This window comes from Streptomyces sp. NPDC058051 (assembly GCF_042885475.1).
In the GTDB taxonomy this organism is placed as follows: Bacteria; Actinomycetota; Actinomycetes; order Streptomycetales; family Streptomycetaceae; genus Streptomyces.
In genome coordinates this window covers 476,688-488,759 of sequence record NZ_JBHVRW010000003.1, presented here as the reverse complement: position 1 = coordinate 488,759, position 12,072 = coordinate 476,688, and the positions used below count along the sequence as shown (strand labels likewise).

General features: G+C 71.6%; 8 protein-coding genes. 6 read left to right on the top strand and 2 right to left on the bottom strand.

Annotated features, from left to right (window positions below):
• Positions 1–508: 508 nt before the first annotated feature.
• The 3 genes from ACFVUT_RS07765 to ACFVUT_RS07755 all read left to right on the top strand — a co-directional run bounded on the left by ACFVUT_RS07765 (position 509) and on the right by ACFVUT_RS07755 (position 4,442).
• Entirely contained in the window at positions 509–1,255 is a 747-nt protein-coding gene (locus ACFVUT_RS07765) for an IPT/TIG domain-containing protein (RefSeq protein WP_389643743.1), read from the top strand.
• Positions 1,256–1,515: 260 nt separating this feature from the next.
• Complete coding sequence (locus ACFVUT_RS07760) at positions 1,516–2,823, top strand: IPT/TIG domain-containing protein (protein WP_389643746.1); 1,308 nt, start codon at positions 1,516–1,518, stop codon at positions 2,821–2,823.
• A gap of 242 nt (positions 2,824–3,065) precedes the next feature.
• The gene (locus tag ACFVUT_RS07755) at positions 3,066–4,442 is read left to right on the top strand and encodes a collagen-binding domain-containing protein (protein WP_389643749.1); all 1,377 of its coding nucleotides are present in this window, start codon (positions 3,066–3,068) and stop codon (positions 4,440–4,442) included.
• A 55-nt stretch (positions 4,443–4,497) separates the two neighbouring features.
• Here ACFVUT_RS07755 and ACFVUT_RS07750 read toward each other — a convergent pair whose 3' ends face one another.
• On the bottom strand, positions 4,498–4,986 hold the full coding sequence (locus ACFVUT_RS07750; RefSeq protein WP_389644788.1) for a MarR family winged helix-turn-helix transcriptional regulator: 489 nt from the start codon (positions 4,984–4,986) through the stop codon (positions 4,498–4,500).
• 156 nt (positions 4,987–5,142) lie between these two features.
• On the opposite strand from ACFVUT_RS07750, the gene ACFVUT_RS07745 reads away from it, so the two are divergent.
• Positions 5,143–6,063: a DMT family transporter gene (locus tag ACFVUT_RS07745; RefSeq protein ID WP_389643751.1), complete on the top strand. Its 921-nt coding sequence runs from the start codon at positions 5,143–5,145 to the stop codon at positions 6,061–6,063.
• Positions 6,064–6,092: 29 nt separating this feature from the next.
• On the opposite strand, the gene ACFVUT_RS07740 is transcribed toward ACFVUT_RS07745, so the two are convergent.
• Positions 6,093–8,777 carry a discoidin domain-containing protein gene (locus tag ACFVUT_RS07740; RefSeq protein WP_389643754.1) on the bottom strand — a complete coding sequence of 895 codons (2,685 nt, stop codon included), beginning with the start codon at positions 8,775–8,777 and terminating at the stop codon, positions 6,093–6,095.
• Between the two features lie 679 nt (positions 8,778–9,456).
• Here ACFVUT_RS07740 and ACFVUT_RS07735 point away from each other — a divergent pair.
• Entirely contained in the window at positions 9,457–11,040 is a 1,584-nt protein-coding gene (locus ACFVUT_RS07735; protein WP_389643757.1) for a S8 family peptidase, read from the top strand.
• A gap of 261 nt (positions 11,041–11,301) precedes the next feature.
• The gene (locus ACFVUT_RS07730) at positions 11,302–12,054 is read left to right on the top strand and encodes a GntR family transcriptional regulator (protein ID WP_389643760.1); all 753 of its coding nucleotides are present in this window, start codon (positions 11,302–11,304) and stop codon (positions 12,052–12,054) included.
• Positions 12,055–12,072: the final 18 nt, after the last annotated feature.

Sequence of the window (12,072 nt, the reverse complement as noted above, 5' to 3'; positions counted from 1 at the left end):
ACCGTTCTGTCTGCCGGCCGTCGACGTATGACGGACCTCGGCATCGTTTGCTCCGGACGGCCGCGATGGGCGCCCCTGTGGAGGACTTGGATCCGACCAGTAGCCCCTGCCGGAATGCGCAGGGGCGGGTGCGACAGTCCCCGGCCTCTGTAAGAGAGCGGTGCGCGATCCATCCGCGCACAGGGAGTACCTCGCCCACGAGGCCACGAGCGCAGCCGCCGGCCATGACATCCGGGGCCGGCGGCCTGCGACATGGCTCATCACCACCCCCAACTCCGCGCGCGGCGAAGGCCGCTGACGGTGCCTTCCCCCAGCAGGCACTTTTCGGAGGTTCCCCCCGGTGCGCCCAGCGGCGTCCCCGCGGGATCACCGCCAGGAGGCGGGCGAGGGCGGCCGGGGCCCGACAGCGGCCCGGTGGCCCACATCGCGGCCCCGGGTTCCGACCGGGATCCGGCGCGGATCCAACTCCCGCATCAGAGAGTCACGTTCACGTACATGGAGGACGACCATGCCAATCAGTCCGAATCAGGGCTCCACCGGTGGCGGCACCACCGTCACCATCACGGGCACCAACCTCACGGGCACCAGCGCCGTGCTCTTCGGCAGCAATCCGGCCACTGCCATCACCAACGTCTCCCCCACCCAGGTCACCGCTGTCTCGCCGGCGGGCGCCGGCACGGTCGGTGTGACGGTGACCACCCCGGGCGGGACCAGCAACCCGCTGCCGTTCTTCTACGTCGGCGCGCCGTTCAAGTCCGGTCTGAGCGTGAGCTCGGGCCCCACCGCAGGAGGCAACACCACCATCATCGGCGGCACCGGCCTGTCCACCGCCACAGCTGTGTCGTTCGGGGCCAACAGCTCCACGCCGACGGTGCTGTCGGACAGCCAGATCAGTGTCGTCGTGCCCGCCGGTGCGGCAGCCGGGCCGGTGGGCGTCAGTGTGACGACCGCCGGAGGCACCAACAACGGTCTGTCGTACACGTACATCGACGTCCCGACCATCACCGCGATCACTCCGACGTCCGGACCGACATCCGGCGGAACGGCGGTGACCATCACGGGCACCAACCTGACCTCGACGAACCAGGTCACGTTCGACGCGGTGCCGGCACCCTTCTCGGTGATCAACTCCACGACGGTGTCCGCCGTCACCCCGCCCGGCACCGTCGGCGCGGTCGACGTCGGTCTCTCCAACCCCGCGGGCACCGCCACGGACGTCGGCGCCTTCACCTACGCGGCAGGTCCTGGCATCTGATCCGCCAGGTCCGCGGCACCGGTTGCCGGCGCGGGACATCGCCCGGCGCCGGTGCCTCCCGTCGACGCAGGATGTCCGCCCGGTCAGGGACACGACGTGCCCGGCCGGGCGGGCAGCCGACTCGGCACCCCGCACGTCGCCGCCCGGCCGGAAGGTCCGGGCGGCGCCCCGATCCTCACCTTCCGATCTCCGTATCCCTACCCCTTCCACCACGCCCGATCGCATCCCGACGATCACATCACCCCGACAGGAGAACGGCAGTGGAGAGCCACGAAAGCCCGATGTCCCATGCCACGCAACCGTCGACGACTGCGGCGGCCCCCGTCATCACCACGAGCAGCCCGGCCTCGGGGGCGGCCGGAACAGTCGTCACGCTGACCGGCACCGGATTCACCGGCGCTACCGCGGTCGCCTTCGGCGGTACGCCCTCCGCTTCGTTCACCGTGGTGTCGGCGACCGGGATCACCGCCGTCGCCCCGGCCGGTGCGGGCACTGTGCAGATCACGGTGACCACGCCGGACGGGACCAGCAACGGCATCAACTTCACCTACACGATCCCGGTGCCCGTGATCACTTCCCTCGTCCCCAACCAGGGGTCGGTCGCGGGCGGGAACACGGTCACGCTGACCGGAACCGGCTTCACCGGCGCCACTTCGGTCCGTTTCGGTACCGTGGCCGCCGCCTTCCTCGCCGTCTCCGCGACGCAGGCGACCGCGGTCGCCCCCGCCGCGCCCGCCGGCACCGTGAACGTCACGCTCACCACTCCCGGCGGCACCAGCGCCGGCGTCCCCTGTACGTATGTCGCCGTTCCGGTCCTGGGCAGTGTGACTCCGTCCCAGGGGCCCCTCGCGGGTGGGAACAGCGTCACCCTGTCCGGGACCGGCTTCACCGGAACGACCTCCGTCCTCTTCGGTGCGAACGCGGCGAGTTCGTTCGCCGTCGTCTCCGCGAATCAGCTGACCGCGGTCGCCCCCACCGGAGGCGCGGGTCCGGTCGCCGTCACCGTCACCACGCCCGGTGGCACCAGCGGCCCGTCCGTCTTCTACTACTACCTCGGCGCACCGGTTCTCAGCAGTGTCATCGCCGGGGCCGGGCAGGTGGCCGGTGGCAACTCCGTGACACTGACCGGCGCGAATCTCCTTCAGGCCACGGCGGTTCGCTTCGGCGCGACGGCGGTGACCACCTACACCGTTCTCTCGGCCACGGAGATCAGGCTGACGGCGCCGCCCGGTGCCGCCGGCACCGTCCCGGTCACCGTCACCACGCCCGGCGGCACGAGCAACAGTGTGTCCTACGTGTATCTGAGTACACCGGTCATCGCCGGTCCGGTACCCGACCAGGGGCCGGCGTCGGGCGGGAACACGGTGACCGTCACCGGTGTCGGACTGGCGTACACCACGGCCGTACTGTTCGGGAGCGTGCCCGCCGGCTTCACGGTGGCCTCCGACACCCAGCTGACAGCCACGGCACCGTCCGGTGCGGTGGGCGCGGTCACCGTCAGGGTCGTCACCCCGGGCGGCACCGGTGTCGGCGTCTCCTACACCCGAGTCGTCCCACCCGGCATCTGAGCGGTCCGGTACGAAGAACCCGTCGGTGCACGGCGTCGGCGGACGCGCCCCCGCGCGCCGTGACGCACCATCGCACCGCAGGACTGAGCCGTCCGGTCCGGAGGGCTCAGGCGGCGCTCGCCGAGCGAGGAGCGGCGCGGCCGGGGCTCCGGGCCGTACGGACATCCGCCGAATGGCGTACACGGGGTTCCGCGCGGGGCGCCGTCCCCGTCCGGTCGGATAAACGTGCTTACGGTCCCGGCATGAGACGTACCATGCTCGTCGTCACAAGTGCCTGTGTCCTGTGCCTGTCCGCCGCCGTTCCCGCGTCGGCCGATTTCTCGGGCAATCCGATCGCGGGGAACAACGGCTTCGGCGTCCTCGTGCAGGACGACGCCACGCTGGGCAGCACCGAGACCGAGGGGGCGGTGGCGGTCGGAGGCGATCTGACGTTCGGGCCCGGGTACAACGTGGCCCTGCACACTCCGGGATCGTTCACCGCACCCGGCGACGACCATCCGACCGCGCTCCTCGTGGGCGGGCGCGTCGACTACGTGGACAGCGCGCCGCAAGGCGTCCTGCGGGTGCTCAACGACGGTTACGTCAAGATCGGCGACCCGACCGGCGGTTCCGTCCTGGACGAGGACTCCAACGGTGCGAGGGCCGGCACGCACGAGGTGCCGGCCGGAGCGGCGTACGAATCCACACCACGGATCGAGCAGACGGTCCACCAGCCCGCCGCGTCGGTCACCGCCACCACCGGCCTCCCGGACCTGGACACGCTGTTCGCCACGTACCGCGAACGCTCGGACGCCCTCGGCACCTGCGGTACGGACGTGGTGCTGCGCGACGACGACGGGAACGCGCTCGATCCGGACACCATCCCGCCCGGAACCAGGGTGCACGTCGATCTCACCGAAGGGCGCACCAACGTGCTGCACCTGACCGGTGACGCGCTGAACAACATCTCCGAGATGGACTTCGCCACCCTTCCGTCGGCGACGACACCCTTCATCGTGAACGTGGACACGACCGGGACGAACGGTGACTACACCTGGCACGTGGCCGGGCACGCCGGGATCTCGGACGAACAGGCCCCGTACATGCTGTGGAACTTCCCCGACGCGACCGCCATCACGATGGCCGACGGCGACTCCCTGGAGGGCACGATCTTCGCGCCGCGGGCGCACCTCACGGACCTGGACCCGTCGAACATCGACGGGACCGTGGTCGTGAAGGAGCTGACGGCCGGTCCGCTGACCGCCGGGGGCACCGGCTCGGTCACGGCGGGCGAGATCCACGAGCTCCCGTTCGCCGCCGAGGTGAACTGCGGGAGGGAAAGCGTTCCTTCACCCTCGCCGACGCCGTCTCCCTCGGAGTCCGAGCCGACGCCGACACCTTCGGAATCCGAGCCGACGCCGTCTCCTTCGGAGTCCGAGCCCGCGTCCACGACCCCGTCGCACCGGCCGACCCGCCCGTACTCCGTCCCGCCCGGTCACGACGGCGGGCATCATCGGCCGCCGGGCGGCTGGTTGGCCGACACCGGAGCGCCGGCCGCCCTCTTCGCGGCGGGCGGGGCGTTGGCGTCGGTCGTGGCGGGTGCGCTGCTGCTGGGACGGCGCCGCAGGCCGCGTCACTGAGCGCGGTCGGTGTCACAACTCCGCACCCCGGTCGCGGAGTCGCCGGAGCGCCGCCTCACGCGCCCTGCGGCGGCTCCACGCGGCCCAGCCACGCGGTGAGGAGCGCCGCCAGCTGCGCCGCTTCCTGGGGGGACAGTGAGTCCAGGAGGCGGCGCTCGTTGCGCATGTGCTCGGTGAAGGCCCGGTCGATCAGATCCCGTCCCGCGGGGGTGAGCGCGACCACCCGGCCCCGGCCGTCGTCGGCCGAGCGGCGGCGGGTGACGAGACCGTCCCGTTCCAGGCGGTCGATCCGCTTCGTCATCGCCCCCGTGGTGACCATGGTGTGCACCGCCAGCTCCCCCGGGGCCCGCTCGAACGGCTCTCCCGCGCGGCGCAGCGCCGCCAGCACGTCGAACTCGCCCTCGCTCAGGCCGAACCGCCGGTAGACCACGCAGAGCTGCTCCGTGAGCATGCCGGCCAGGCGGTGGAGGCGGCCGATCACACCTTGGGGGCTCACGTCGAGGTCCGGTCGCTCCCGGGCCCATTCGGCCTGGATGCGGGCGATGTGGTCGAGGAGCGGAGGAGCGGACGGGGGAGAGGTCGAAGGAGCGGATGAGGGAGTGGTCGGAGGGGTGGACAAGGGAGAGGAGGGAGGAGTGGTCGGGGCGGGGTCGGCCTGCATGGGTGCACTATAGCTTCCTTGGAAGGCATAATGGCTTCCATGGAAGCTACCTTGCGATGGGTCCTGATCACGGCGATCGCCCCCGTTGCCTGGGGGACGAACTATTTCGTCACCCACGCCTACCTGCCCGCCGGGCATCCGCTGTACGGGGCCGTGATCAGGGCCCTTCCTGCCGGGCTGCTGCTTCTGGCCCTGCGACGGCAACGGCCGCGCGGCTCCTGGTGGTGGAAGTCCGCCGTGCTCGGAACCCTCAACATGGGCGGGTTCTTCGCCCTGGTCTACATCGCCGCCCAGCTGCTCCCGACCAGTACCGCCTCGACGGTCATGGCGACCTCGCCCGTGGTCATGATGCTGATCGCCTGGGCGCTGCTCTCAGAGCGTCCGCGTCCGCTTCCGTCGGCCGGGGCCGTTGTCGGGCTCGGCGGGGTGTGTCTCATGCTGCTCACCGGGGCGGTGGCCGTCGATGTGCGTGGCGTGCTGGCCTCGGTCGCCGCGATGCTCATGTCGTCCCTCGGCTACGTCCTGGCCAAACGGTGGGGCGCCGAGGTCGACGTGCTCGCCTCGACCGCCTGGCAACTGATCGCGGGAGGGCTTCTGCTGCTGCCCCTCGCCGCTGTCGTGGAGGGCGCACCGCCCGCACTCGACGCACCGGCCGCGCTCGGCTTCGGCTACGTCGCGGTCGTCGCGACCGCGCTCGCCTTCGCCGCCTGGTTCGCGGGCCTGCGCCGTCTGCCCGCTGCCACGGTCGGCCTGGTCGGACTGCTCAACCCGGTGACGGGTGTGCTGCTCGGCACGCTGGTCGCGGGGGAGCCGCTCACCCTCAGGCAGCTGTGCGGGCTGCTCCTGGTGCTGGCCGGAATCCTCCTGGGGCAACCGGTGTCCAGGAGGAAAGGGAAGGAGTTGCGTGCGCCGGAGCAGGCGGAAGCGTCCGGTGCGTCGGCGGTCGACCCCCGCGTCTGAGCCTCGATCCACCGTTCGGTGGGTCGGGGCTAAGGCTGTGTGACCCTCAACTCCCTTACGCCCACGGGCTTGCGCGCATCGTCCGACGCGACGGTCAGCCGGACCTGGCGAGCCGTCGCCCCCGGCCGGTACGGCTGCCAGTCCGTGCCGTTCACCGAGGTCTCCAGCCCGTAGGAGGACACGGGCGCGTCGGTCCACTCCGGCTCGGCCGACGTCACCGGGGCCGCGCGTCCCAGGTCCACCGTCAGCGTGCCCGTCGCGCCGTCCGGGGACCAGGACGTGGCCGGGCTGCCGTCCACCGCGGCGGCGGCGTACAGCCCCGGGGTCTCGGAGGTCGCCGTCGCCGGGCGGCAGCGGGCCGCGTCCGTCGTCCGGGCGAGGTCGGGGCGGCGGGTGGCGAGGGAGAGCGAGCCGGTGAGCAGGCGGGGGCCGGTGGGGGTGTGGACGGTGAAAGGGGCGCCGGAGGTCAGCCGGACCGTCGTCGTCAGGGGGCCGATCGCGACGTCGTACGTCCTCCCTCGGTAGCGCAGGCCCGTCAGCGTGACGCCCGTGCCCAGCTGCGGCGGCAGCAGCGGGTCCAGCCGCACCCCGTCCTCCCGCAGCCGAAGACCCGTCAGGCCGTGCGTGAAGACCTGGAGGAATCCGCCCTTCCCGGTGAGGAAGTCCTCGGCGGGCGAACCCGAAAGCGGGTCCTGCGCGCCCGCCTTCGCGCCCCGGGCCTCGCTGAAGAGGGCGTACGGGCCGCGCATGAACGGGCGCACGGCGCGCTGGAGATAGGTGTACGTCACGCAGCCGGCTGCACCGATCGCAGCCGCGTCGATCGCGTGGACCGAGTCCGTCATCGCCGGGCCGTCCGGATCGGTGCGCGCGGCGTAGTAGTCGAGCGTGGCGGCGCGGGCGCCCGGCTCCATCGGCCAATCGAGGGGGTAGATCAGCAGCACGGTGTCGGCCTGTTTGATCGTCGAGCCGTTGTAACCCGCGTACTGGAGGAAGAGTTTCCGCTTCGGGTCGTACGGAATGCGCAGACCGTCCGCGACCCTCGTCCACTCTGCCGGTGCCGGGTGACCGAGCAGCCGCGCCGCGCGGGTGGCGTTGCGCAGGGCGGTGGCCGCGACCGCGTTGGTGAAGACCCCGTCGGTGACGCCGTTGCTGTACTCGTCGGGGCCCGCGACGTCCTTCAGCGAGTAGCTGCCGTCGGCGTTCGCGGTGACCCGTGACACCCAGAAGTCGGCGATGCCCCGGAGCAGCGGCCAGCCGTGTCCGGCCAGCCAGCCGCGGTCCCCGGTCGCCAGGTAGTACTGCCAGACGGCGAGCGAGATGTCCCCCTGGAGGTGAACCTGGGTGAGGCAGTGCGGAGGATCCCAGCTCTGGCACTCGGACCGGAGGTCGCCCCTGCTCGCACTCGTCCATGGGTAGAACAGGCCCCCGAAGCCCAGCGACTGCGCGTTGGCACGGGCGGCCGGGCGCGTGCGGGAGCGGTACTCGACGACCGGGCGGGCCAGTTCGGGACGGGCGGCCAGCAGTCCCGGGTACATCCAGGTTTCGGCGTCCCAGAACACCAGGCCCGCGTAGTTGTCGCTGGTCAGTCCGGCCGGCGCGATGCTGTCGCGGGAACCGGCCCGGGTGGAGGCGAGCAGTCCGTACTGGGCCGATCGCAGCCACTTCTGAAGTCCTGGGCTGTCCGGTACGGAGATGTCGGCCGCCCAGGCCCGGCGCCAGGCGGCGCCGTTCGCGGCCAGGACGGGGGACCAGCCGCGCCGGGCCGCGCGCCGCGACGCCTCGCGGGCGGTCGTGCGCGGGGCGGACGAGGTGAGCGAGGTGTCCACCCCGACGTACTTCTCGAAGGTGTACGTGCGCCCGTCGCGGACCCGGTTCGTGCTGCGGACCCGGGCGGTGCCCTGTTCCTGCTCGATGAGGCGTCTTTGGGTCGTGCCGCGTGCACGGTCGGTGCTCCGCGCCGTCTCCGGTACGCCGGTGCGCATCGTCTGGACGATCGCGCCCGCTGTTCCGGTCCCCGCCGTCCGGAACGTTCCGTCCCCGGCGAGCGTGATCCGGCGTGCGCCCCGCGCGTCGAGGCGGCCGGTGACGGTGGCCTCACCGCTCCAGTGCGGTGTCATGCGCAGCCGCACGGCGCCGGTGTGCACATCGGACCGGTCGGTGAGGACCTCGTACGCCAGGTCCGTCGCGCGCCCGTCGGCCGTGGTCCAGCGCAGCGAGGTCCGCACCAGGCCGCAGCGCAGGAACACCGTCTGCCGGTAGCGCGAGATCCGGCCCGGGGGTGTCGCGGAGCCGAAGGTCTCGCTGCCGACGCGTACGTCGAGGGTCGTCCAGCTCGGCAGTGCGGCGACCACCTCGCGGCCGCCGGCGAGGCCCTTCTCGCGCCCGAACAGGCCGGAGACGAAGGCGCCGTCGTAGCGCGGGGTGAACAGCGGCCAGCCGGTCTTCGCGCCCGTCGCGGCGTATCCGGCACCCGTGGGGGGCACCCGGTGGGCCAGGTATCCGTTCCCGGTGTACGGGTCGTAGCCGCCGGCCTCACCGAACCGGGTGGAGGAGAGCGCCCAGGCGGGGTCGGTGTCCCGGCCACAGGTGCCGGCCGCGGCAGGGGGAGCGGCCGCCGCGTAGGAGAGGGGCGGCGGCGGCGCGATCAGGGCGCCCGCGACCAGGGACGTCAGAGACGTCAGGGACGTGAGGAGGCAGACGCGGGAGAGGCTCACCGTACGAAGGTAGGGACGCGCGCGCCGGGTGGCGGTGCACGGCGCGCGGCGCGCGGGTGAACGGCTGGGCCCGTCGGCCCGTCGGCCCGTCGGCCCGTCGAGCCGTCAGTCCTGTCGGCCTGTCAGTCATCAGCCCCGTCAGTCCTGCCGGCCCGTCAGGCACGTTTTCAGGCCCGCGTCGCACAGGAGTACGGGGACGCTCCGGTTGGCCGCCGACCGCCGCCCGGCAGGGGGTGTGGGCGCGGAGAACAACAACACCTCTTCGTAACGTCACAGTGAACTGACGTGGCCGGTCAGGAAGTTGAAAGAGAGCGAGCCGGCCACCCCGAAATCGCGGCCCCGGGGGTCGCGGCAGGCCGGGCAGCACCAGGTGAGAGCGGGGGTGTCGGCGCGCGTGCCGTCCCGCGGGCAGAGGCGCATGGTCACGTCTCTCCGCATGTCAGGCGTGTGGCGGCTGAATGGCGAAGGTATAACACGCGTCAACGCACCCTTGTGCGATTCCCATGGATCGGTCAATCTTTCGCTGTCGGCCGGGTCGTGGGCAGCGCGGAATCCGGTAGGAGGATTTGTCATGCCCATGACTTTCGAGTCCATTCGGCTCGGTTCGGCCCGGTCCTGATCCACTCCGCACCACGTGGAACCCCCCACCAGAGCACCGCAATCTAGGAGGACCCCCCACATGTCCGTGATGCGTCACACCCCCCACGCGCGTCGAAGACTGGCCGCAGCGGGCGTCATAGCCGGTGCCGCTCTCGTGCTCTCCACCGCGGCGGCCTTCCCCGCCACCGCGGCGGGTACGTCGGCGGAAGGGCTGATCGAGAACGCGGGCGCCCCGGGTGTCATCAGCGGCAGTTACATCGTCACGCTCGACGAATCGGCGGCCGACGCCGACTCCTCGCGGGGCAAGGCGCTCGCCAAGGAGTACGGCGCCAAGATCAAGAAGACCTACCACGCGGCCCTCAACGGCTACGCGGTCGAACTCTCGGAGTCCCAGGCGAAGAAGTTCGCCGCCGACCCCGCCGTCGAGTCCGTCTCGCAGAACCGGACCTTCCGGGTGGCCGACACCCAGACCTCACCGCCCTCGTGGGGACTCGACCGGATCGACCAGCAGAACCTGCCGCTGAACCAGAGTTACACCTACCCCGACAACGCGGGTGAGGGTGTCACCGCTTACATCATCGACACCGGTGTGCGGATCACCCACAACGACTTCGGCGGCCGGGCCTCGTACGGCTACGACGCGATCGACGACGACAACACCGCGGACGACGGCTACGGCCACGGCACCCATGTGGCCGGCACCGTCGCGGGTTCGTCCTACGGCGTGGCCAAGAAGGCAGACATCGTCGCCGTCCGGGTGCTGGACGACTCCGGCTCCGGCACGACCGACCAGGTCGTCGCGGGCATCGACTGGGTGACGGCGAACGCCGTGAAGCCGGCCGTCGCCAACATGAGCCTGGGCGGCGGGGCGGACTCCGTGCTCGACGCGGCCGTGCAGAGGTCCATCGCCTCCGGCATCACCTACGCGGTGGCCGCGGGCAACGAGTCCACCGACGCCTCCACGAAGTCCCCGGCACGGGTCGCCGAGGCCATCACGGTCGGCTCCACGACCAACACCGACGCCCGCTCCAGCTTCTCCAACTACGGCAGCATTCTGGACATCTTCGGCCCGGGTTCGTCGATCACCTCGGCCTGGAACACCAGTGACAGCGCCACCAGCACGATCTCCGGTACGTCGATGGCGACCCCGCACGTCGCGGGCGCCGCCGCCCTGTACCTCGCCGACCACCCGAGCGACAGCCCGGCACAGGTCTCCGCGGCCCTGGTCTCCGCGGCCACCACCGGAGTGGTGACGAGCCCCGGTACGGGCTCCCCGAACCGGCTGCTGAACATCGGCAGCGGCACCACCACGCCGCCGGGCGCCAAGTTCGAGAACACGTCGAGCTACACCATCAGTGACAACGCCACCGTCGAGTCGCCGATCACCGTCACCGGTGTCACCGGCAACGCGCCGGCCTCGCTGGGCGTGTCCGTCGACATCACGCACACCTACATCGGCGACCTGAAGATCGACCTGGTCGCGCCCGACGGTTCGGTCTACAACCTGAAGGCGTCCGGTACGGGTGGCAGCAGCGACGACGTCGTCACCACCTACTCGGTGAACGCCTCGTCGGAGGTGGCCAACGGCACCTGGAAGCTGCGGGTCAGCGACAACGCCGCGGCCGACACCGGGAGGATCAACTCCTGGGCCCTGCAGTTCTGACGACTTCCGCGCCCGGGAGGACCCTCTCCGGGGCACCGTGGGTCTGACGACTTCTGCGTGAACCAGTGAACCGCCCGTGCGGGGCGGCCGCGTCCGCGGCCGTCCCGCACGGGCGCGTCGGGGCCCGAACGGAGCACCGTCGTCAACCCGCCGCCGGCCGTGTCCCCGTCATCACTTCGGGTGAAACTCTGGCCTGCACTTGCGGTCCACAACCGACGGTTGCCAGGCTGTTGCAGACTGTCAACCTGTTGGGAGTGGCCTGTGACTTTCGGCGAGCAGCCCGCCTATTTGCGTGTGGCGAGCGATCTGAGAGAGAAGATCGTCAATGGTTCGCTGCCGCCGCGTACGCGCCTGCCCTCGCAGGCCCGTATCCGCGAGGAGTACGGGGTCTCGGACACCGTCGCGCTGGAGGCGCGCAAGGTGCTGATGGCCGAGGGCCTGGTCGAGGGGCGCTCCGGTTCCGGTACGTATGTGCGTGAGCGTCCCGTCCCGCGCCGGATCGCGCGCTCCGGCTACCGGCCCGGGGCCGGGGCCAGCCCGTTCCGGCAGGAGCAGACGGCGGAGGGGGCGCGCGGGACCTGGGACTCCCGCAGTGAGCAGGAGGACGCGAGCGCCGAGATCGCCGAGCGCCTGGGCATCGAGCCGGGCGACCGGGTCATGCGTACGAGATACACCTTCCGGGAGGCCGGGGAGCCGATGATGCTCTCCACCTCCTGGGAGCCCCTCTCCGTGACGGGGCGTACGCCGGTGATGCTGCCGGAGGAGGGGCCGCTGGGCGGCTGCGGGGTGGTCGAGCGGATGGCCGCGATCGACGTCGTCGTGGACAACGTGGCCGAGCAGGTCGGCGCGCGCCCGGGGCTGGCGGAGGAGCTCCTGGCGCTCGGTGGCGTGCCGGGGCACGTGGTGATGGTGATCGAGCGTACGTACTTCGCGTCGGGCCGCCCGGTCGAGACGGCGGACGTGGTGGTGCCCGCGGACCGCTTCCGCATCGCCTACCACCTGCCGGTCAGGTGACCCGTACCCGGAAGGCGC